At 65.7% G+C, this 20,653-nt stretch carries 18 protein-coding genes; 14 read left to right on the top strand and 4 right to left on the bottom strand.

Features of this window, described 5'->3' with window-relative positions:
• Positions 1 to 40: 40 nt before the first annotated feature.
• Positions 41 to 2,971: a ribonuclease E/G gene (locus IP68_RS02565; RefSeq protein WP_054133401.1), complete on the bottom strand. Its 2,931-nt coding sequence runs from the start codon at positions 2,969 to 2,971 to the stop codon at positions 41 to 43.
• 590 nt (positions 2,972 to 3,561) lie between these two features.
• Between IP68_RS02565 and IP68_RS02560 the strand changes: the two genes are divergently transcribed.
• The 3 genes from IP68_RS02560 (at position 3,562) to IP68_RS02550 (ending at position 8,010) form a co-directional block, all read left to right on the top strand.
• Positions 3,562 to 4,773 (top strand): N-acetylmuramoyl-L-alanine amidase, encoded by a 1,212-nt coding sequence (locus IP68_RS02560; RefSeq protein ID WP_231683637.1) that lies wholly within the window; start codon positions 3,562 to 3,564, stop codon positions 4,771 to 4,773.
• A 213-nt stretch (positions 4,774 to 4,986) separates the two neighbouring features.
• Positions 4,987 to 7,503: a penicillin-binding protein 1A gene (locus tag IP68_RS02555; RefSeq protein WP_054133399.1), complete on the top strand. Its 2,517-nt coding sequence runs from the start codon at positions 4,987 to 4,989 to the stop codon at positions 7,501 to 7,503.
• Between the two features lie 63 nt (positions 7,504 to 7,566).
• Positions 7,567 to 8,010 (top strand): Rrf2 family transcriptional regulator, encoded by a 444-nt coding sequence (locus tag IP68_RS02550; RefSeq protein ID WP_054133398.1) that lies wholly within the window; start codon positions 7,567 to 7,569, stop codon positions 8,008 to 8,010.
• A 3-nt stretch (positions 8,011 to 8,013) separates the two neighbouring features.
• Here the strand turns inward: IP68_RS02550 and IP68_RS02545 are convergent, their stop codons facing one another.
• Positions 8,014 to 9,015, bottom strand: a complete 1,002-nt coding sequence (locus IP68_RS02545) for a sensor histidine kinase (protein ID WP_054133397.1) — start codon at positions 9,013 to 9,015, stop codon at positions 8,014 to 8,016.
• Between the two features lie 250 nt (positions 9,016 to 9,265).
• On the opposite strand from IP68_RS02545, the gene IP68_RS20775 reads away from it, so the two are divergent.
• A complete protein-coding gene (locus IP68_RS20775; RefSeq protein WP_054133396.1) occupies positions 9,266 to 10,504 on the top strand; it encodes a GGDEF domain-containing protein in 1,239 nt (412 codons plus the stop codon).
• A 33-nt stretch (positions 10,505 to 10,537) separates the two neighbouring features.
• On the opposite strand, the gene IP68_RS02535 is transcribed toward IP68_RS20775, so the two are convergent.
• Entirely contained in the window at positions 10,538 to 11,263 is a 726-nt protein-coding gene (locus IP68_RS02535) for a superoxide dismutase (protein ID WP_231683636.1), read from the bottom strand.
• Positions 11,264 to 11,362: 99 nt separating this feature from the next.
• Positions 11,363 to 11,737, bottom strand: a complete 375-nt coding sequence (locus IP68_RS02530) for a winged helix-turn-helix domain-containing protein (RefSeq protein ID WP_054133394.1) — start codon at positions 11,735 to 11,737, stop codon at positions 11,363 to 11,365.
• A gap of 113 nt (positions 11,738 to 11,850) precedes the next feature.
• On the opposite strand from IP68_RS02530, the gene modA reads away from it, so the two are divergent.
• From modA to IP68_RS02480, 10 genes are all read left to right on the top strand, one after another.
• Positions 11,851 to 12,651, top strand: a complete 801-nt coding sequence (modA, locus tag IP68_RS02525) for a molybdate ABC transporter substrate-binding protein (protein ID WP_054133393.1) — start codon at positions 11,851 to 11,853, stop codon at positions 12,649 to 12,651.
• A 6-nt stretch (positions 12,652 to 12,657) separates the two neighbouring features.
• Positions 12,658 to 13,323, top strand: coding sequence for a molybdate ABC transporter permease subunit (gene modB, locus IP68_RS02520; RefSeq protein ID WP_054133392.1), 666 nt, complete (start codon positions 12,658 to 12,660; stop codon positions 13,321 to 13,323).
• On the top strand, positions 13,316 to 14,026 hold the full coding sequence (locus IP68_RS02515; RefSeq protein ID WP_054133391.1) for a sulfate/molybdate ABC transporter ATP-binding protein: 711 nt from the start codon (positions 13,316 to 13,318) through the stop codon (positions 14,024 to 14,026). The genes modB and IP68_RS02515 overlap by 8 nt, the downstream gene beginning before the upstream one ends.
• 150 nt (positions 14,027 to 14,176) lie before the next feature.
• Positions 14,177 to 17,029: a monovalent cation/H+ antiporter subunit A gene (locus IP68_RS02510; protein WP_054133390.1), complete on the top strand. Its 2,853-nt coding sequence runs from the start codon at positions 14,177 to 14,179 to the stop codon at positions 17,027 to 17,029.
• Positions 17,026 to 17,412 carry a Na+/H+ antiporter subunit C gene (locus tag IP68_RS02505; protein ID WP_054133389.1) on the top strand — a complete coding sequence of 129 codons (387 nt, stop codon included), beginning with the start codon at positions 17,026 to 17,028 and terminating at the stop codon, positions 17,410 to 17,412. The genes IP68_RS02510 and IP68_RS02505 overlap by 4 nt, the downstream gene beginning before the upstream one ends.
• Positions 17,409 to 18,938: a monovalent cation/H+ antiporter subunit D gene (locus IP68_RS02500; protein ID WP_054133388.1), complete on the top strand. Its 1,530-nt coding sequence runs from the start codon at positions 17,409 to 17,411 to the stop codon at positions 18,936 to 18,938. The genes IP68_RS02505 and IP68_RS02500 overlap by 4 nt, the downstream gene beginning before the upstream one ends.
• A gap of 1 nt (position 18,939) precedes the next feature.
• Positions 18,940 to 19,425 carry a Na+/H+ antiporter subunit E gene (locus tag IP68_RS02495; protein ID WP_054133387.1) on the top strand — a complete coding sequence of 162 codons (486 nt, stop codon included), beginning with the start codon at positions 18,940 to 18,942 and terminating at the stop codon, positions 19,423 to 19,425.
• Positions 19,422 to 19,691, top strand: coding sequence for a K+/H+ antiporter subunit F (locus IP68_RS02490; RefSeq protein WP_054133386.1), 270 nt, complete (start codon positions 19,422 to 19,424; stop codon positions 19,689 to 19,691). Before IP68_RS02495 ends, IP68_RS02490 begins: the two co-directional genes overlap by 4 nt.
• Positions 19,688 to 20,110 carry a Na+/H+ antiporter subunit G gene (locus tag IP68_RS02485; protein WP_054133385.1) on the top strand — a complete coding sequence of 141 codons (423 nt, stop codon included), beginning with the start codon at positions 19,688 to 19,690 and terminating at the stop codon, positions 20,108 to 20,110. Before IP68_RS02490 ends, IP68_RS02485 begins: the two co-directional genes overlap by 4 nt.
• Positions 20,111 to 20,148: 38 nt before the next feature.
• Positions 20,149 to 20,643: a DUF427 domain-containing protein gene (locus IP68_RS02480; protein WP_054133384.1), complete on the top strand. Its 495-nt coding sequence runs from the start codon at positions 20,149 to 20,151 to the stop codon at positions 20,641 to 20,643.
• Positions 20,644 to 20,653: the final 10 nt, after the last annotated feature.

Below are 20,653 nucleotides of genomic sequence, written 5' to 3'. Positions count from 1 at the left end.
GTCCGGGAACGACCGCCAATCGATCATTTGTACCTCAGGCTCAGTTGCCGAAGGTGCGCTGCCACCAGCCGCGACGCGTCGGCTCGTTGCTGTCTGCGGCGGGCTGGCCAGCCGCAGGAGCCGCCTGCGCTACCGGCTGTGCGTCCGCATCATCCGCAGCCTTGGCCGCAGGCGCGGTGTCTGTCACCGCTTCGGACGGCGCTTCGGCCTTGGGCGCAGCCTTTTTGCGGGGTGCGCGCTTGGGCTTGGGCTTGGCTTCCGCTTCCGGTGCGGCTTCCGCGTCGGTCTCGGATGCTGCAGCAGCTTCGGGCTCTGCGGCAACCTCGGTCGCAGCTTCTGCTTCGGCTGCCGGCTTCTTGGCGCGAGACTTTCGCTTGGGCTTGGGCTTCTCGGCAGGCGCTTCAGCGGCGTCTTCGGTCTCGGGTGCAGCATCCGCGATCGCGACATCGGCATTGGCCGGTGACGCTTCGATCATGGGTGCAGCCTCGTCGGCCGATGCACCGCCGGCTTCGGCATCGCTCGATGCCTCGTCCGATGCATCGCCGCCCGTATCACCTTCGCCGCCCTTGCGGGCACGACCACCGCGACGACCGCGCCGCGCACGGCGGGGCTTGGCTTCGCCGCCATCGTCCGTGGCAGTGGTCGCCTCGTCTGTGCCGGTGTCTTCGCGCTGGTCGTCGGTTTCACCCGTTGCCTCGGCGCCGGCTTCGCTGGCGAAATCCGCCTCGTTGCCATTGTCGTATGAGGCTTCGGTCTGAACCGGCTGGCCGTTCTCGTCGAGAGCGGTGTAGCCATCGCGCTTGCCGCGCTTGCCGCGACGGCGGCGGCGCCGCTTGGAGCGACCGCCTTCGCCTTCCTCGGCCGTGCGCTGCGAAGGCGCGCGTTCGGTCCGCTCTTCGCCATCTGCGCGTTCGGGGCGGTCAGCACGTTCGGGACGGTCTGCCCGCTCGCCACGCTCGGAGCGATCACCGCGATCACCACGGTTGCCGCGATTTCCGCGATCACCCCGGCCGCGCCGCGGCGCTGCTTCTTCCTCTTCTTCGATCTCGTCGATATCGTCTTCGATTTCCTCGTCGTCATCGTCGTCGATGATCGGCTGGAAGGTCACGGTCTTTTCCGGACGCGGGCCGCTGGCGGTCACTTCCATCTTCGCGCCTTCATTCTCCCCATTGGGCAGAATTTCGATGCGCACGCCGAAGCGTTCCTCGATCTCGGCGAGATCGCGGCGCTTGTTGTTGAGCACGTAGATCGATGCTTCCTGGCTGGTGCGCAGCGTGATCAGGCTGCCATGGCCGCGCGCGGCCTCTTCTTCCAGCAGACGCAGCGCCGACAGGCCCGCCGACGATGCGGTCCGCACCAGGCCGGTGCCGTCGCAATGCGGGCAGGTGCGGGTCGATGCCTCGAGCACGCCGGTGCGCAGGCGCTGGCGGCTCATTTCCATCAGGCCGAAGCCCGAGATGCGCCCGACCTGGATGCGCGCACGGTCGCTCTTCAGCGCATCGCGCATGGCCTTCTCGACCTTGCGGACGTTGTTGCCATATTCCATGTCGATGAAATCGATGACGACAAGGCCAGCCATGTCGCGCAAGCGCAACTGACGGGCGATTTCGCGCGCGGCCTCGAGGTTGGTGCTGAGCGCGGTCTGCTCGATGCCGTGTTCCTTGGTGGAACGGCCCGAGTTGATGTCGATCGAAACGAGCGCTTCGGTCGGGTTGATCACCAGATAGCCGCCCGATTTGAGCTGGACGACCGGTTCGTACATCGCAGACAATTGGTCCTCGGCGCCGTAACGCTGGAACATCGGCACCGGGTCGGCATAGCTCTTCACCCGGCGCGCATGGCTGGGCATCAGCAGCTTCATGAAGTCCTTGGCGGCGCGGTACCCCGCTTCGCCTTCGACCAGCACTTCCTCGATATCGCGGTTGTAGATGTCGCGGATCGCGCGCTTGATCAGATCGCTGTCCGAGTGGATGATCTCGGGCGCCGACGCCTTCAGCGTCTTTTCGCGGATTTCGTCCCACAGGCGTGCGAGATAGTCGAAGTCGCGCTTGATCTCGGGCTTGGTGCGCGAAAGGCCGGCGGTGCGCACGATGCAGCCCATCGTGGTGGGCAGCTTCATCTCGGCGATGATTGTCTTCAGACGCTTGCGGTCCGACGCGTTGGAAATCTTGCGGCTGATGCCGCCGCCGTGCGCGCTGTTGGGCATGAGCACGCAATAGCGGCCTGCGAGCGAGAGATAGGTGGTGAGCGCGGCGCCCTTGTTGCCGCGTTCTTCCTTGACGACCTGCACCAGCATCACCTGGCGACGCTGGATGACGTCCTGGATCTTGTAGCGGCGACGCAGCGCCATGCGGTTGGTGCGCGCCTCGTCGCTGGCCTTGGCCTTGCCGCCACGGCCATCGCGACGCTTGCGGCGACCCGAATTGCGGCCGTTGCCGTTGCCTTCGCCATCGCTCTCGCGCGCGTCCTCGGCGTTTTCGCCTTCGGAGTCGGACTCGCCGTCGCCTTCGCCTTCGCTCTCGCCATCGCTGTCACCCGACAGGGTTTCGGCGACGATGGGCTCGTCATCGGCTTCGATCAGGCCGTCGTCGGACAGGCCGTCATTGTAATCGGTGTCCTCGCCATGACCCGCAGCGTCATCGGCTTCTTCCTCGGCAGCAAGCGCGTCGGCTTCTTCCTTGGCGTGACGGGCTTCTTCCGCGAGCAGGGCAATCTTGTCCTCGCGCGGAATCTGGTAGTAGTCGGGATGGATTTCCGAAAAGGCGAGGAAGCCGTGGCGGTTGCCGCCATAATCGACGAACGCTGCCTGCAGCGAAGGTTCGACCCGTGTTACCTTGGCAAGGTAGATATTGCCCTTGATCTGCTTGTGTTCGGCAGATTCGAAATCGAATTCCTCAATCCGGTTTCCCTTGAGCACCGCCACCCGGGTTTCTTCCTGGTGGCGCGCATCGATCAACATGCGCGTTGTCATTCAATATTCTCCGTGCGCGCGCACCGGGCGGAACCGGCCGGGTCGCTGCGCTTCTGTTTGTTAGGGCGCTGCCACCCCGGAGATCCGGGGCGTTGCGCAAACTGGTTGTTGCAAGAAGGATTGTGTCTGCTTCACAGGTTCGCAGGGCGTCAAGCGCACTGGCCGCAACACTTTTCCGCAGCCAACCGCCCGAAAGCGGGGTCGCGGAAAAGGCGGTATTCAAACCCATAAAGCGTCAACCTGATGATACGGCACCGGGGGCGAAATGCGTCCGCAATGCTGTCATTGAATGCGGGCATGGCGTGTTAAGCCAATGAGCCGCATAGCTTTGCTAGCATCGCTTTGTGAATACAGCAACAAAAAGCTCGTCAAGGCGGGGAGCCGGCTAATATTGCAACGCACAATCGCATGCGCGCCATGTGAACATCCAGCATCCCGCGCAATCATGCTGAAATTCCTGTTAACCAGATCGTTTCACAGGGTTTTTCCCGCTTAACCCTAATCCTGCCTTCATCAAGCACACAGGCAGGAATCCGGGGAACATGAAATTGCACTGGACCGGACAATCGCGCCGGGGGCATAAGAGGCGCATGCTGTGGCTCACCTCCATCTGCGCGTCGATGGCATGTGCCCTGCCCGCGCAGGCGGGCGAGGTGTCCGATGTAGAGGTGCGCGCCAACCAGGTCGTGCTCCACTTCAACGATGTCATCGAAAGCGCGAGCAGCTTCGTGCTGAGCGGGCCCGACCGCATCGCGATCGATGTGAAGGGCGCGACCGCAGGATCGCGCGCGCTCAACCAGACAGGGCTGTTCCGCACGGTGCGCATGGCACAGTATGACAACGACACCGCCCGGATCGTGCTGGATCTCGATCGGCCCGCAACGATCAGTTCGGGCACCTTCTCCGAAGATGGCCGCAGCCTCACGCTCTCGGTGGCAGAGGTGGGCTCGTCGCAATTGCGCGGCGTGCTTTCCGCCTCGCGCCAGTCGTTCGTGCCGCCCGCGCGGTTTCGCGCAGAGCCGCCGCCGCGCCGTTACAGCGTGCGCATCCCGTTGCCCAAGCCCGCCAAGGCGCCGCCGCTGCCCAGGATCGAAGGGCCCAACGACAAGTCCCGCCCGCTGGTGGTGATCGATGCGGGGCACGGCGGGCATGACCCCGGCGCGATCAGCCCGCACGATGGCACGCACGAAAGCAAGGTCACGCTGCAGATCGCCAAGGCCATCCGCGACGAACTGCTCAAGAGCGGGCGGGTGCGGGTGGCGCTGACCCGCGACAGCGACAGCTTCCTGGTGCTGCAGGAACGCTATGGCATCGCGCGGAGGCTGGGGGCGGACCTGTTCATCTCGGTGCATGCCGACGCCGCGGCCTCGCAGACCGCGCGCGGCGCGACGATCTATACGTTGTCCGAGGTTGCCTCCGATCGCGAGGCCGCCCGGCTTGCGGCGCGCGAGAATAAGGCGGATATCCTCAACGGGGTGAACCTGGCCGATGCACCGTCCGATGTCTCGTCGATCCTGATCGATCTGACCCAGCGCGAGACGATGAACCTGTCGGCAGACTTTGCCCGGCTGTTGCGGCGCGAGGGTGACGACAAGATGAACTTCCGCACCGATTCCCACCGCTTCGCCTCGCTGATGGTGCTCAAGGCCCCCGATGTCCCTTCGGTGCTGCTCGAGACAGGCTATGTCAGCAATGCCGACGATGTCGCTTTGCTCAATTCGTCGGGTTATCGCCGCCGGATCGCGGAGTCGGTCAGCCAGGCGATCACGGTGTTCTTCGCCCGCAAGCTGGCGTCGCGCTGAGGGCATTATCCCGCTTCCGTCATTCCCGCGAAGGCGGGAATCCCGCTTTTGCTCGCCGTGACGAAAGGACGAGGGACCCCCGCGTGCGCGGGGGTGACGATGAAAAGGAATGATTGGTGGGCAGCAGGCTGATCTGCAGCTCTGGCCCGACCCGTCTCGTGCCGTCCAATCCGCTCTGGCATTATTCAGGAATGATGTGCTAACCGCGCTGCCATGAGCGAGGGTGAGAACGGCGATATCGCCTATAGCGTGCGGCGCGGCGGAGACGGGGCCTTGGCCTCGATGCGCGATGCGTGGACCAAGCGCTGGGTGCGCTGGGCGGCCTATCTGCTGGCTGCCGCGCTGGTCGGCATCTTCCTGATCTGGGTGATCTTCGCGCGCGATCTGCCGTCTGCCGATACGCTGATCGATTACGAACCCGACCTGCCCACCATGGTGCGCGGTGTCGATGGCGAGATCATCAACAGCTATGCGCGCGAGCGCCGGGTGCAGTTGCAGTACAAGGATTATCCGCTGCCGCTGATCCGGGCCTTCCTGTCGGCAGAGGACAAGAACTTCTTCTCGCACAACGGTCTCGATTATCCGGGCCTTGCATCTGCGGTGTTCGATTATGTGACCAAGATCGGGTCGGGCCAGCGCGCGCGCGGCGGATCGACGATCACCCAGCAGGTTGCCAAGAACCTGCTGCTGGGCGACGAATATTCGATCACCCGCAAGATCAAGGAAGCGATCCTGGCCTATCGCATCGAGGATGTGCTGACCAAGCAGGAAATCCTCGAGCTCTACCTCAACGAGATCTATCTCGGCCGCAACGCCTATGGCGTACAGGCGGCGGCGCGCGCCTATTTCGGCAAGGACGTCGGCGAGCTCAAGCTGCACGAAGCCGCGTATCTCGCGATCCTGCCCAAGGCGCCGTCGAACTATCGGCCCGAAGTGCACATGGAACGCGCGCTGGAGCGGCGCAACTGGGCGCTGGGTGCGATGCAGTCCAATGGCTGGATCACGCAAGCGCAGATGGCTGCGGCGCAAGCCGAACCGCTGGGCACCATTGCGCGCACGGGTGACGGCTATGAGAAGATCGGCGGCTATTTCGTCGAGGAAGTCCGCCGCCAGCTGGTCGAGAAGTTCGGCGAGAAGGCCGAGGACGGCAAGAACAGCGTCTATGCCGGCGGGCTGTGGGTGCGCACCTCGCTCAACCCTGCGATGCAGAAGGCCACCACCGAGGCGCTGCGCGATGCGCTATTGCGCTATGACCGCGGCAGCGGCTGGAGCGGCCCGCTCAACACCATCGAGATGAGCGATCAATGGGCCTCCACGCTCGCCTCGACCTATATCGACATCGATTATGAAAACTGGCGCGTTGCGGTGGTGATCGACAAGTCCGCAAGTGCCGCCGAAATCGGCTTTGCCAATGGCGACAAGGGCGTGCTGCCGCGCTCGACCGCGACCATGCCGCGCAAGCGTGTTGGCGGCACCGCGTTCGATTCGATGAAGCCGGGCGATATCATCGCCGTGGCGCCGATGGCGGGCGACACCTACGCACTGCGCAATGTGCCCGAAATCTCGGGCGGAATGGTCGTGCAGAACCCGCGCTCGGGCCGGGTCTATGCGATGCAGGGCGGCTTCGATTCGCAAATCAGCCCGTTCAACCGCGCGACCCAGGCCGATCGCCAGCCGGGCTCGACGATCAAGCCGTTCGTCTATGCGACCGCGCTCGACAACGGCATGACGCCCGCGACCCAGATCGTCGACGGCACCTTCTGCGTCTATCAGTCGGCCAGCCTCGGCAACAAATGCTTCCGCAACTTCGGCGGATCGGCGGGCGCGGGCGCGCAGACGATGCGCTGGGGCCTCGAACAGTCGCGCAACCTGATGACGGTGCGCGCCGCCAATGATGCGGGCATGACCAATGTGGTGAAAACCATCAAGGCGGTCGGCATCGGCGACTACAAGCCCTATCTCTCGATCGCGCTGGGTGCGGGCGACACCACGGTGATGAAGATCACCAACGCCTATTCGATGCTGGTCAACCACGGTCGCGAGCTCAAGCCCACGATGATCGACTATGTGCAGGACCGCCGCGGCAAGGTTATCTTCCGCTCCGATCCGCGCACCTGCGAGGGCTGCAACATGGCCAAATGGGATGGCAAGCCGATGCCGCGCTATACCCCGCGCGGACGCCAGATCATCGACCCGATCACCTCCTATCAGGTGGTGCACATGCTCGAGGGCGTGATTACGCGCGGCACCGCGACCAACCTTGCCGACCTCAAGCGCCCGATGTTCGGCAAGACCGGAACCTCGAGCGGACCCACCAACGTGTGGTTCGTAGGTGGCACCCCCGATATGGTGGCGGGCATCTATCTGGGCTTCGACAAGCCGCGCAGCATGGGCGGCTATGCCCAGGGCGGCAGGCTGGCCGCGCCGGTGTTCAAGCAGTTCGCCAAACAGGTTCTGCCCGACATGCCGGTAACCGAATTCCGCGCGCCTGCGGGCACGCGCATGGTCCGTATCGATCGCCGGTCGGGCCGCAGGGTCTATGGCGCCTGGCCGGGCGACGAGGCCAAGGCGGCGGTGATCTGGGAAGCGTTCAAGCCCGAGACCGAGCCACGCCGCACCATCCGGCAGGAGGAAATGGCAGCGGTCAAGGCGGTGCAGAAGCGCGCCGGTCCGGCAGCACGCCCGCGCAGCGACAGCGAATTCCTGCAGCAGCAGGGCGGAATTTACTGATTTCGCGGTCACTCTACCAAAAGCATTGAAAATCGGCCGGGTGCCGCGTACGCCAACGCGGACATGCTCAGCCAGAAAGTCCGATACACCATCCGTGCGCTTCAGCACCTTGCCGACCATTACGGCGAAGGGCTGGTGCATCTGGAGGACATCGCGCAGGCGCAGAACATCCCGCCCAAGTTCCTGACCGTGATCCTTTCGGAAATGGCGCGCGCCGGGCTGGTGCATTCGCAGCGCGGCAAGGATGGCGGCTACACCCTGGGGCTCGCGCCGGTCGACATCCGCTATGGCGACATCGTGCGGATCACCAGCGGATCGCTCGCTTTGGTGCCCTGCGCCAGCCGCTATGCCTATGAAAAGTGCAAGAATTGCCTGGCGGAGGATGAATGCCGCTTGCGTGCGCTGATGCTCAAGGTGCGCGATGAAACCGCTGTGATCCTGGACCAGATCACGCTGGCCGACCCGATCCCGCCGGTGGCGGCGTTGGATCCGGCGATCGCCGACTGACCGTCAGGCGGCGAACACCACGCGCCAGGCTGCGCCTGCGCCCGCCCCGGTGACCGGCTTGAGTTCTCCGCCAAGCTGCGCCGCGAGCGACTGCACGATGCGCGTGCCGAGCCCCTTGCTGTCGGCCAGATCGACTCCTTTGGGCAGGCCCCTGCCATTGTCGCTGACCGTCAGCGCGAGCCGTGCAGGGTCTAGCTGCTCCAGCTTCAGCGTGATCGTGCCGCCATTGTCGGCGAAGGCGTGCTTGAGGCTGTTGGTCACCAGTTCGGTCACCAGCAGCGACAGCGTGGTCAGCCGCGCTATATCCAGCCGGATCGTGGGCATGTCGACCATGCACACGATGTTCTTGGCCCCGGTCGCCTGTAGCAGGTCAGAGCAGATTTCCTGAAAATACTGCGCCACCGGTAGGTCGACCGATGCAGGATCATAAAGCCGCCGGTGGATGCGCGACATCGTCTCGATCCGGCTTTGCGCTTCGTCGAGCGCGCTGCTGGCGGTCGACGGGTCGGCGGTGACCTTGCGCTTTTGCAGATGCAGCAGCGCCGCGACGAAGGTCATGTTGTTGGCGACGCGATGTTGCAGTTCCTGGAACATCGTGCGCTGCTGGTCATACAGCGCCTGCGTCACCTGCTTTTCCCCGCGCAGATCGTCTGCCGCGCTGTGCATCAGATGGATGAGCGTGATGTCGACCGCGACGATGAAGATGTAGAAGCCCAGCGCGATCGCACTCGCGCCATCAAGGCCGAAGCTGTTGAGCGGCGGAATGAAGAAATACCATGCCGCAAGCCCCGAGAGCGTCGCGCACAAAAGTCCCGGCCGCAGCCCCGCCAGAAAGGCCGTGACGATGACCGCGGGGAAGAAGGTGAGAAAAGGAAAGCCCGGCGGCAGGGTATCGCGCAGATAGATGCGCAACAGCAGGGCGGCGGCGAAGGTGACGATCGCCAGACCGTAACCCATGCCGGCATCGCGCCTGAAGATGGCCCCTGCGCTGACAAATCTGTTCATGCCTGTAAGGATCCGCGAGCACCGGGGCTGGGTCGTCCGCCCGGATGATTGTTCCGCTTTCTAGGGGGCGGGCAAAGTCGGGGCAAGCGCCGTTTTGGTTCGTGCGCCGAACCGTTGCCACCGGATTGCACTCTTGGGCCAGCCCGATCGGGCCGTCGCCAGTTAACCCGGCTTTTACCTTGGGCAAGGCATAGTCAAGACACTGAAATCTAAAGTGCCCGGGGGATGGTTCATTCTTGATCGTCTGACAATGTTCATCCGCGCCGCATGGCAGCGGGCAAGGGCTGCGACCGATGGTGGCAACCTTGCGCCGGATATCCGCGATGAACTTGCCCTGCTGCAATATACCCGGCTCGGATCGATCGTCCCGATACTGTATTTTTCGATCGCGCTTGTCGCGGTTGTGGCCGGAGCCGCCTCGGGCGGCGGGTTCGACATCATGTACCATCTGCTGCTGCCGGGCGGGTTCATCGTGCTGGGCTGCTGTCGCTGCCTGGTGTGGTACCGCCGCCGCGGCGTGCCGGTCGCCATCGACAAGGTTCGCCGCTACCTCAAATCCACCACCTGGATCGCGCTGGGTATGGGCCTGGTGGGCGGGCTGTGGACGGTCGATGCCTATTTCGACACGCCGGAGACGCGGCGGGTGCTGGCGCCGGTGTTCATCTTCATGATCACCTTTGCCGGGGCGGTGTGCCTGACCAGCATGCCCAGGGTCGCGATGGGGGTGGTGATCGTGGCGTTGACGCCGATGCTCACGATCATGGTCCAGTCGCCCGATATCGGCGTGCAGGCGATGGGGGTCTGCTTCGTCATCGTCTCGGCGCTGACGCTGATGCTGATCGTCAACAGCTTCAACGAGATCGTCAGCGGCCTGCTCCTGCGCCACGAGCTCAAGATGCTGTCGGAAACCGATCCGCTGACCGGGCTTGCCAACCGCCGGGCGTTCCGCGCGCAGTTCGCCTCCGCGCCTGCAGCGCCCGAAGGTGCCAGGCGCGTGACGCTGGTGATGATCGATCTGGATGGCTTCAAACAGGCCAATGACGCGTTCGGCCATGCCGCCGGCGATGCGATCCTGGTCCAGGCGGGCGAGCGCCTGCGCAACCTTTGCCAGGACGCCAGCTGCGTCGCCCGGCTGGGCGGCGACGAATTTGCGCTGCTGATCGAAACGGCAAGCGACAGCGACGCGCTCAAGCGTGCGGTGCAGACCGTGCTGTCGCTGCCGTATCAGTATCGCAATCAGCAGATCGTCATCACCGCCAGTGTCGGCACCGCGCATGGCCCCAAGGACAGCGCAGGTCTCGAGGCGCTGATGCGCGATGCGGACAGCGAATTGTATCGCGCCAAGCAATGGGCGTCCATCCGGCGTCAGGTCGGCGCAGGTACGGGTGCCAGTGCCAGTGCCAGTGTCAGTGTCAATGCGGGGGCCAAGTCCGGCGGGGGATCAGCCCGCGCAATCAGGTCCGCACCGGCAGCCCGGCGCGGGATCTGACGCGCCTCTGCCCGCTGCCGCCGGGCGCCAGGATCAGCGCTTCGAGGCTGCGGCAAACCGGCGCGAAACTTCGCCCCAGTTGACCACCTGCCACCAGCCGTCGAGATAGTCTGCGCGACGGTTCTGGTACTTCAGATAATAGGCATGCTCCCACATGTCGTTGCCCAGGATCGGCAGGCCCTTGTCCTCGGCGACATCCATCAGCGGATTGTCCTGATTGGGGGTGGAGGTGATCGCCAGCTTACCGTCCGGCTTGACGATCAGCCACACCCAGCCCGATCCGAACCGCGCGGTGCCCGCCGCCTTGAACGCCGCCTTGAACTGGTCCATCGATCCGAACTGCGCGGTGATCGCCTTGGTGAGCGCGGGCGAGGCGGTTCCCGCCTGCGCAGGCGGCGCCATGGTCTTCCAGAAGAAGCCGTGGTTCCAGTGCCCGCCGGCATTGTTGCGCACGGCGGCGGGCAATGTCGCGGCCTTGGCGACCAGCTGCTCGAGCGTCATGCCTTTCAGCGCGGCATCTGTCGCCACCGCCTTGTTGAGATTGTCGACATAGGCCTGGTGATGCTTGCCATGGTGGATGGTCATGGTCTGCGCATCGATCGCCGGTTCCAGCGCATCCGGGGCATAGGGCAAAGCGGGCAGCGTGAAGGCTGCGGGCGCGGGCGCAGGCGCGGCGGCAGGGGCCGTTGCAGGAGCTGTCTGGGCGACCAGCGGTGCCGCCATGCCCAGGGCAAGAGCGGACAGAAGGGGGTGGATCATGCGCATCGGGCGAACTCCTTGAGGTGGCGATCTTGCAGTCAGGCGCGGACGATATCCCGCCCGGCCAGCGGAGCAAAGGCTTTCATCGGCCCTGCAGGATCAGATGTCCGGCTCGACCTGCCCCAGCAGGCCGACAAGCGCGGTCGCATGGTGCGCCGCGGTCTGGTTCAGCGCCTGCTCTAGCGCGCGATAGGCGGCAAGCACCTGCTGACCGCGCGGGGTAAGCCGCGATCCGCCGCCGGTCCTGCCGCCCTTTTCGGTGAGCACGACGGGCTCTCCCCAACAGCGGTTGAGCGTGTCGATCATATCGCGGGTACGCCGATAGCTGATCCCCATGCTGCGTCCGGCAGCGGCGATCGATCCCTCGCGCTGCACCGCGTCGAGCAGGGCCGCCTTGCCCGGTCCGATCGCGATTGCGCCATCGAGATAGACCTGTGCCTTGATCTTGAGCGGGGAGGGGGACGGACTGGTCATTGTCCTCCGCATTAGCATCGCTGTGCGCGCAATTCCAATGCTGCCGCCGCACTCACGGCTTGCCAGCCAGCGATGTATGCCGCAAAGCATATCGCCTGATGCGAGGTGCGACGATGCGGGTCCTGATCGGCCGAATGTGGATGACGGTGCTGGCCGGTGTGGCGTTGTCCTGCGCGGCGCTGACGGCGTGCGACAGGCCCGCGCCGCCGCCGCGTATTGCCGCCGCCGCCGATCTGCGGCTGGCGCTGACCGAGATCGCGGCGGCCTTCGAGCGCGACACCGGGCGCAAGGTCGATCTGCTGTTCGGATCGTCGGGCAACTTCTACCGCCAGCTTCAGCAGGGCGCGCCCTTTGCCATGTTTCTCTCGGCAGACGAGGAGTATGTGCTCGATCTCGCCAAGGCGGGCAGGACCACCGATCAGGGACGGCTCTATGCAGTCGGGCGGCTCGCGCTGATCGCCCCCAAGGCCTCGCCGCTGAAGGTGGACGAAGGCCTGGAAGGACTGCGCAAGGCGCTGGCCCGGGGCGACATCCGCCGCTTCGCCATCGCCAATCCGGACCACGCGCCCTATGGCCGACGTGCGCGCGAGGCACTGGAGCAGGCGGGGCTGTGGCAACCGCTCGAACCGCATCTGGTCCTGGGTGAAAATGTCTCGCAGGCGCTGCAGTTCGCGATCGATGGCGGGGCGCAGGGGGGGATCATCGCCTGGTCGCTGGTGCAGGATCCGGCGCTCGGCGCGCGCGCGGACTTTGCCCTGATCCCGGCGGAGCTGCACGCGCCATTGCGCCAGCGCATGGTGCTGATGCGCTCGGCGGACGAGACCGCGCGGCGCTTCTACGCTTATATCGACCAGCCGCCTGCGCGCGCGATCCTCGATCGTCACGGATTTGCGCTGCCGAGCGCAGCCAACTGACCGCGCATGGACTGGCAGGCGCTCAACCTTTCGCTGGCCTTGGGGGGCATGACAGTGCTGATCCTGATGCCGATCGCGCTGCTGCTGGGGCGCTGGCTGGCGTTCGCCCGGTTTCGGGGCAGGGCGGTGATCGAGGCGCTGGTGACGCTGCCGCTGGTGCTGCCGCCCACGGTGATCGGCTTTTACCTGCTCTCCGGCATGGGGCCGTCTTCGCCCATCGGCCGCGCCTGGCAGGCGCTGTTCGGAGACGGGCTGGTGTTTACCTTCGAGGCGGTGCTGATCGCCTCGGTGATCGTCAACTTGCCATTTGCGGTGCAACCGGCGCAGCGCGCGTTCGAGGCCATCGGCCAGGACCTGCGCCATGCGGCGGCGACCTGCGGCCATTCCAGCTGGCGCTGCCTGTGGCGGATCGAGCTGCCGCTTGCCTGGCCGGGGCTGCTCACCGGTGCGGTGCTGAGCTTTGCGCACACGCTCGGCGAGTTCGGCGTGGTGTTGATGGTCGGCGGGTCGATCCCCGGCGAAACGCGCACGCTGGCGCTCTCGATCTATGACCGGGTGCAGGGGTTCGACATGCAGGGCGCCAACAGTATGGCGCTGGTGCTGATGGCGATCTCGCTGGCCACGGTGAGCATGACTTTCGTGCTGTCGCAGCGGGGGTGCCGACATGGCTGAAGCGCTCGCCATCGCCCTGCGCCAAGACGCCCCCATTCCGCTCGATTTCCGGCTCGAGGTCGCGCGCGGCGAGACGGTCGCGCTGGTCGGGCCGTCGGGCGCGGGCAAGACCACCGTGCTGCGCTGCATCGCCGGGCTGCATCGCGCCACCGAGGCCAAAGTGGTGTGCAACGGCCAGGTCTGGGCCGATACCGCCGCCGGGATCGATCTTGCCGCGCGCGATCGCCGCGTCGGGTTCGTGTTTCAGTCCTATGCGCTCTTCCCGCACATGACTGCCCGGCAGAACGTGATGGAGGCGATGCTCGACATCGGCGCCCAGAAGCGCGAAGCCGAGGCGCAGCGGCTGCTTGCCCAGATGCAGCTCGAAGGGCTTGAGGATCGGCGCCCCGCGCAGCTTTCGGGCGGGCAGCAGCAGCGCGTGGCGCTGGCGCGCGCGCTCGCTCGCAAGCCCGACATCCTGCTGCTCGACGAGCCGTTCTCCGCCGTGGATCACCCCACCCGGCGTCAGCTGCACCGCTCGATCGAGGCGGTGCGCGCGCTGTCTGATCTTCCGATCGTCATGGTGACGCACGATATCGAGGATGCCGCGCGCATCGCCGACCGGCTGTGTCTGGTGATCGACGGGCGCATGGTCGAGGCGCTCGATCGTCCATCGTTCAGATCGAATCCGGACACCCAGCTAGCGCGTTGGATGGCGCAATAAGGGTCAAAGGCTGCATTGCCACGCGTTGCCGGTGTCGTTTTCTGACCAGTTTTCCTTGTTTGTCGCGGCTGCCTGCGGCTAGGACAAAGCGAACAGCGATATCGCCCACCCCCAGGCTTTATCCCCCCTAAGGAGCATTTCGGCCCGGCAATGGCAGTCCCGTTGACGCTTTACACGCTTGTTATCCTGCCGTTTCTCGCCGCCCTGCTGATCGCGATCGGCAGCGGGGCGGGGCGAGCGGTGCACAGCGGGTTGGCGGCAGCGGGCAGCGCGCTGGGGCTGGCGCTGGTGCTGGGGCTTGCCGGACGGGTGATCGGCGGCGAGGTTCCCGCGGTGTCGACGCCCTGGGTCCCGGCCATCGGGCTGGATGTCTCGCTGATGCTCGATCCGCTGGGGCTGATGTTCGCCGGGCTGATCCTGGGGATCGGCCTGCTGGTGGTGATCTTCGGTCATTTCTATCTCGCCAGCGGCGAGGCGACGGGGCGCTTCTTTGCCAGCCTGATGCTGTTCCAGGGCGCGATGCTGGGCATCGTGCTGTCGGGCAACGTGCTGCTGCTGCTGGTATTCTGGGAGCTGACCAGCCTGTCGTCCTTCCTGCTGATCGGCTTCTGGCGCGACAAGGCAGAGGCGCGCCAGGGCGCGCGCATGGCGCTGGCGGTCACAGGCGGCGGCGGGCTGGTGCTGATTGCGGGCATGGTGCTGCTTGGCACCATCGCCGGATCGTTCGACCTGATGACGATCCTGCAGCGCGGCTACATCATCCAGGCCTCGCCGCTCTATCCGGTGATGCTGATGCTGATCCTGATCGGCTGCTTCACCAAGTCGGCGCAGTTCCCGTTCCATTTCTGGCTGCCGCACGCGATGGCAGCGCCCACCCCGGTCAGCGCTTATCTGCATTCGGCAACGATGGTGAAGGCAGGCGTGTTCCTGCTCGCTCGGCTGTGGCCGGTGCTGGCGGGGACCGATCTGTACACCGTCATCGTCACCAGCGTCGGGCTCATCACCATGCTGCTGGGTGCCTGGGTGGCGCTGTTCAAGCACGATCTCAAAGGCATCCTGGCCTATTCGACGATCAGCCAGCTCGGCCTGCTGGTGATGCTGTTGGGCTTTTCGCTCGAAATGGCGGCGGTTGCCGCGGTGCTCCACATTCTCAACCACGCTGCGTTCAAGGCGGCGCTGTTCATGTCGGCGGGGATCGTCGACCATGAAACGGGAACGCGCGATATCCGGCGGCTGGGGGGGCTTGCCAAGGTGATGCCGATCACGGCGATCGTGGCGACGCTCGCCGCCGCTGCGATGGCGGGGCTGCCGCCGTTGGGCGGATTCATCTCCAAGGAGATGATGCTCGACGAGACGCTGCACATCGCCCTGTTCGGACTGCCCTGGCTGGTGCCGGTGGTGGCGACGATCGCCGCGATGCTGTCAGTCGCCTATTCGCTGCGGCTGGCGGTGCACCTGTTCTTCGGCGCGCCGCGCGATGCCGAACCGCATGCCCGCGCGCATGATCCGGGCGTCGGCATGTGGGCCTCGCCCGCCTTCCTCGTGGTTCTGGCGGTGCTGCTCGGGCTGGTGCCGATGGCGCTGGCAGGGCCGCTGGTCGCATCGGTCGCCGGCGCGGTGATCGGCGATGCCGCTCCGCCGCTGGGGCTGGCATTGTGGCACGGTGTCAACCTGGCGCTGGCGATGAGCATGGCCGCCGTTGCCATCGGTGCGCTGCTGCTGTGGCGGCATGCCGGGTTGCTGCGCGCGTATGAATCGGTCCGCCATCTCGATGCCAAGGCCATGTTCGACCGGGCGATGGCCTTTGCCGATGCGCAGGTGCGCACGCTGATCGTCGCGACGCATACCCCATCGCTGCAGCGGATGCTGCTGATGACCTTTGCCGTGGTGGTGGCCAGCGTGATCGAGGGCGCTGTGGCCGGCGGCGGCAGCCTGACCGGAATGCGCCCCGGCCAGTCGGCATCGGTGGTGGCGATCATCGCCTGGGCGCTGCTGATCGCGGCGACCATCGCGGTGCTGCGGGCACAGCGCCAGCGTTTCGTGGTGCTGATCTACATCAGCGTCATCGGCCTCGTGATCACGCTCGCCTTCGTGCATTTCTCCGCGCCAGATCTGGCGCTCACCCAGATTTCGGTCGAGGTGGTGACGATCCTGCTGCTGTTGCTGGCGCTCAACCTGCTGCCCAAGACACCGCCGCTGCTCTCCAGCCAGCCGCGCCGGATCCGCGATGCCGTGCTCGCGATCGGCGGCGGTCTGGGGGTGGGCGGCGCAGCCTGGGCGATGCTGACCCGCAACCCCAATGACCCGATCTCGAGCTATCACCTCGCCAACAGCTACAAGGGCGGCGGCGGCACCAATGTCGTCAACGTCACCCTGGTCGATTTCCGCGCGTTCGACACGCTGGGCGAGATCATCGTGCTGGGGATTGCAGGGCTGGCGATCTATGCGCTGCTCGATACCACCGCGCGCGGCGCGGCGGCCGCGCGGCTGCGCTCTTGGCAGGAGGATATGCCGCATTCGCCCGAGCGCCATCCGCTGATGTTCGTGATGGCAACCCGCATCCTGCTGCCGCTTGTGCTGGCGGTGGGCATCTACATCTTCCTGCGCGGACACAACCAGCCCGGGGGCGGGTTCATCGCCGCTTTGGTGGTGGCGATCGCGTTCCTGCTGCAATATCTCGCCTCGGGCTTTGACTGGACCGATGCGCGGCGCAAGGTCGGCGAACACATGCTGATCGCCACCGGCGTGCTGGTGGCGATGGCGACGGGGCTGGGCTCGCTTGTGTTCGGCGCCAATTTTCTCACCAGCGCATTCGGCTATTTCCATATCCCGCTGGTCGGCGAGGTCGAGCTCGCCACCGCGCTGCTGTTTGATATCGGCGTTTTCGCGGTGGTCTTCGGCGCGGTGATGCAGGCGCTGGCGCAGCTCAGCCAGATTTCTCAGCGCGCTGCCCGCGCGCACGCCGCGCAGGTCGAAGCGCAGCGGCATGATGACGCGCCATGACGCTCGAATTTCTCGTGGCGAGCGCCATTGGCGTGCTGGTGGCAGGCGGCATCTACATGGCGCTGCGCGGGCGCACGTTTCAGGTGGTGCTCGGGCTGACGCTGTTTTCCTATGCGGTGAATCTGTTCCTGTTCGCCTCGGGCCGGTTGACGCTCAACGCTCCGCCGATCCTGTCCGAGACGGCCACCTCTTATACCGATCCGCTGCCCCAGGCGCTGGTGCTCACCGCGATCGTCATCACCTTCGGCATGACCGCCTTTGCGGTGGTGCTGGCGCTGCGCAGCTTTCTTGAAACCGGCAGCGATCAGGTCGATGGCGATGATGCGCCGAGCACGCCCGCTGACGCCGCCAGCGGCGAAACCACGCCGGGACCGCGCGCATGAGCCTGATCCAGCATCTGGCGATCGCGCCCGTCGTCATCCCGGCTCTTGCCGCGCCCTTTGCGGTGATGGTGATGCGCCGCAAGCGAACGCTGGGCACGGCGATCTCGCTGCTGTCCTGCGCGGCGATGCTGATCGCGGCGCTGGCATTGCTGGTCCAGGCTGGGGATGGCACCATCCGAACCTATGCGCTGGGCAACTGGCCTGCGCCCTTCGGCATCGTGCTGGTGGTCGACCGGCTGTCGGCGATCATGCTGACGCTGGCCGCGACGGTCTCGCTGATCGCATTGGTGCATGCCGTGCTGACCGGAGCGGACCGCAAGGGCTGGCATTTCCATCCGCTGTTCCAGTTCCAGATGCTGGGCCTCAACGGCGCCTTCCTCACCGGCGACCTGTTCAACCTGTTCGTGTTCTTCGAGGTGCTGCTGATCGCATCCTATGGCCTGATGCTGCACGGCCAGGGGCCGGCCCGGCTGAAGGCTGGCGTGCAATATGTCGTGGTCAACATCGTGGGATCGTCGCTGTTCCTGATCGCGCTGGGGCTGCTCTATGCGCTCACCGGCACGCTCAACATGGCAGACATGGGGCTCAGGGTTGCAGCCTTTGGGCCCGATGATCAGGGGCTGCTGCGGATAGCCGCGCTGCTGCTGGTCAGCGTCTTCGCGCTCAAGGCGGCCATCGCGCCGCTGCACCTGTGGCTGCCGCGCACCTATGCGGTCACCACGCCTGCGGTCGCAGCGCTGTTTGCGATCATGACCAAGGTCGGGGTCTATTCGATCATCCGGGTGGTGCCGCAGATCTTCGGCGATGGTGCCGGCGCTGCCGCCTGGGCGCCCGCGCCCTATCTGCTGCCCGCTGCCGCGATCACCGCGATCGTGGGCTTTGCCGGAGTATTCGTTGCCCGCAGCCTCTCCGAGCAGGCCGCCTATGCGGTGATCGGATCGACCGGGACGCTGCTGATCGCGGTGGCCGGATGGCAGGCCGACACGCTGACCGCGGCGATCTATTATCTGGTGCATTCCACGCTGGCAGGCGCAGCCTTGTTCCTAGTCGCAGATGTCGTCGCGCGTCGCCGGGCGAGCTTTGCCGATACCGCGAGCGCTGGCCCTGCGTTCTGTCAGCAGCAGACGGTCGGTCTGATGTTCATGGCCGCCGCGATCGCCGCGACCGGGTTGCCGCCGCTGTCGGGCTTTATCGGCAAGCTGCTGATCCTCGAATCGATCGTCGATACGCCGGGCTGGCAGGGTGTCTGGGGCTGGGCCTGGGGCGTGATCCTGGCGACCACATTGATCGGCGTCATCGGCTTTGCGCGCACCGGCAGCGCGATCTTCTGGAAGGATATCCCCCCCACCGATGGCGCCGAGCCCGCGGTCGTTTCCAGCGCGGACATGGTCGCGCCCGTCATCACACTCGCGCTGCTCGCCGCCTGGTCGATCGGCGCGGGGGCGGGCACCGCCTATGGCGCCGCCGCTGCGGGCCAGATCCTCGATAGCGCATCGGCGGTCCGCGCCGTTCTGGGGGAGCCGTGACATGCGCCGCCTGATCCCGCATCCCGGCCTGTCGGTCCTGCTGGTCATCGTCTGGCTGCTGATGGCCAACACCCTGACCGTGGGGGGACTGCTGCTCGGCATCGTCATCGGCATTCTGCTGCCCATCTTCACCGCGCCCTTCTGGCCGGGGCGGCCCGATGTCAGGTATCGCGCCGGGCTTGCCTATATCGCACTGGTTTTGTGGGACATCGTCGTTGCCAATTTCGAGATTGCCGCGATCATCCTGTTCCGCCGCAACCGCGATCTGCGCCCCGCCTGGCTCTCCATCCCGCTCGATCTGCACACGCCCGAGGCGATCACCGTGCTCGCCGGAACGATCAGCCTGACCCCCGGCACCGTGTCTTCGGACGTGTCGGCGTGCGGCAAGTATCTGCTGGTGCATGCGCTCGACGCGGCCGATCCCGATGCGGAAATCGCGCGGATCAAGCTGCGGTACGAAGCGCGCTTGAAGAGGGTCTTCAGATGATCGCCTATGCCGTGCTCTTTGCGTTTGTCTGCCTGTCGCTGGCGCTGGCGCTCAACCTGTGGCGCCTGCTCAAGGGCCCATCGGTGGGCGACCGGATCGTCGCGCTGGATACCATGGTGATCAACGCGATCGGCCTCATCATCGTGATCGGCATCGCGACGGTGAACGACATTTTCTACGAGGCCGCGCTGCTGCTTGCGATGGTCGGGTTCATCGGAACGGTCGCCTATTGCAAGTTCCTGCTGCGCGGAGACATCGTCGAATGAGCGGGGCAGGTCTTTTTGTCGATATCGCGATCAGCGCGCTGCTGGTGCTGGGGGCAAGCTTCGCGCTGATCGGCAGCTGGGGCATGGTGCGGCTGCCGACGCTGATGGAGCGGCTGCACGGACCGACCAAGGCGACGACGCTGGGCCTCGGCGGCATTCTGGTCGGCTCGATGCTGTTCTTCACCTTCGATCAGGGTGGCTGGACGATGCACGAGCTGCTGATCTCGCTGTTCCTGTTCATCACCGCGCCGATCTCCGCCAACATGATCGCCAAGGTGCACCTGCACCAGCTGCGCTGCGGGTCGAAGGACGATGTCGCGGGCCCGGCAGGCGATCCGCCGGTGCCGTCGGAAACCGCCAACTGGGCGACTTATGAGGCACCGCACCGCGATTCGGTCGCGGCTACATCCGAAAACTAGGTGGCGTTCGGTCGCCGCGAACGAGAAAGGTCTGCCGCATGAGGCCAGAGCGTGATCCTGTCGGCCCCGGCCAGCGCAGCGTCTGGGACTTCCCCCGCCCCGCGATCGCCGAGCCGTGCGATGCGCATGTCCGCATCGAGCATCGCGGGATCCTGATCGCCGAGACGCGCAGCAGCATCTGCACGTTCGAGACGAGCCATCCGCCCAGCTATTACATCCCGCCCGAGGCGATCACGCCGGGCGTTCTGCGCCGCGCGGCGGGAAGCTCGTTCTGCGAATGGAAGGGCGCTGCGGTCTATTGGGACGTGGTGGCAGGCGGCGTCGTGCTGCCACGGGTCGGCTGGAGCTATCCGAGCCCCAGCGCCAGCTTTGCCATGCTGCGCGATCATATCGCCTTTTATGCCGCGCCGTTCGACCGCTGCACTGTGAACGGGGAGACGGTGGTGCCCCAGCCAGGCGCGTTCTACGGCGGCTGGATCACCTCGGCCTATGCGGGTCCCTTCAAGGGCGGCCCCGGCAGCATGGGATGGTAGGCGCCGGGCG

This window comes from Blastomonas sp. AAP25 (genome assembly GCF_001295965.1).
Taxonomy (GTDB): domain Bacteria; phylum Pseudomonadota; class Alphaproteobacteria; order Sphingomonadales; family Sphingomonadaceae; genus Blastomonas; species Blastomonas fulva.
The sequence above is the reverse complement of the archived record's forward strand: the minus strand, read 5'-3'. Positions and strand labels throughout refer to the sequence as shown.

What these genes read in the sequence shown, in the direction of transcription:
- IP68_RS02565 (WP_054133401.1), bottom strand. Translation starts at nt 2,971, where the DNA reads ATGACAACGCGCATGTTGATCGATGCGCGCCACCAGGAAGAAACCCGG.
- IP68_RS02560 (WP_231683637.1), top strand. Translation starts at nt 3,562, where the DNA reads ATGCTGTGGCTCACCTCCATCTGCGCGTCGATGGCATGTGCCCTGCCC.
- IP68_RS02555 (WP_054133399.1), top strand. Translation starts at nt 4,987, where the DNA reads ATGAGCGAGGGTGAGAACGGCGATATCGCCTATAGCGTGCGGCGCGGC.
- IP68_RS02550 (WP_054133398.1), top strand. Translation starts at nt 7,567, where the DNA reads ATGCTCAGCCAGAAAGTCCGATACACCATCCGTGCGCTTCAGCACCTT.
- IP68_RS02545 (WP_054133397.1), bottom strand. Translation starts at nt 9,015, where the DNA reads ATGAACAGATTTGTCAGCGCAGGGGCCATCTTCAGGCGCGATGCCGGC.
- IP68_RS20775 (WP_054133396.1), top strand. Translation starts at nt 9,266, where the DNA reads ATGTTCATCCGCGCCGCATGGCAGCGGGCAAGGGCTGCGACCGATGGT.
- IP68_RS02535 (WP_231683636.1), bottom strand. Translation starts at nt 11,263, where the DNA reads ATGATCCACCCCCTTCTGTCCGCTCTTGCCCTGGGCATGGCGGCACCG.
- IP68_RS02530 (WP_054133394.1), bottom strand. Translation starts at nt 11,737, where the DNA reads ATGACCAGTCCGTCCCCCTCCCCGCTCAAGATCAAGGCACAGGTCTAT.
- modA (WP_054133393.1), top strand. Translation starts at nt 11,851, where the DNA reads ATGCGGGTCCTGATCGGCCGAATGTGGATGACGGTGCTGGCCGGTGTG.
- modB (WP_054133392.1), top strand. Translation starts at nt 12,658, where the DNA reads ATGGACTGGCAGGCGCTCAACCTTTCGCTGGCCTTGGGGGGCATGACA.
- IP68_RS02515 (WP_054133391.1), top strand. Translation starts at nt 13,316, where the DNA reads ATGGCTGAAGCGCTCGCCATCGCCCTGCGCCAAGACGCCCCCATTCCG.
- IP68_RS02510 (WP_054133390.1), top strand. Translation starts at nt 14,177, where the DNA reads ATGGCAGTCCCGTTGACGCTTTACACGCTTGTTATCCTGCCGTTTCTC.
- IP68_RS02505 (WP_054133389.1), top strand. Translation starts at nt 17,026, where the DNA reads ATGACGCTCGAATTTCTCGTGGCGAGCGCCATTGGCGTGCTGGTGGCA.
- IP68_RS02500 (WP_054133388.1), top strand. Translation starts at nt 17,409, where the DNA reads ATGAGCCTGATCCAGCATCTGGCGATCGCGCCCGTCGTCATCCCGGCT.
- IP68_RS02495 (WP_054133387.1), top strand. Translation starts at nt 18,940, where the DNA reads ATGCGCCGCCTGATCCCGCATCCCGGCCTGTCGGTCCTGCTGGTCATC.
- IP68_RS02490 (WP_054133386.1), top strand. Translation starts at nt 19,422, where the DNA reads ATGATCGCCTATGCCGTGCTCTTTGCGTTTGTCTGCCTGTCGCTGGCG.
- IP68_RS02485 (WP_054133385.1), top strand. Translation starts at nt 19,688, where the DNA reads ATGAGCGGGGCAGGTCTTTTTGTCGATATCGCGATCAGCGCGCTGCTG.
- IP68_RS02480 (WP_054133384.1), top strand. Translation starts at nt 20,149, where the DNA reads ATGAGGCCAGAGCGTGATCCTGTCGGCCCCGGCCAGCGCAGCGTCTGG.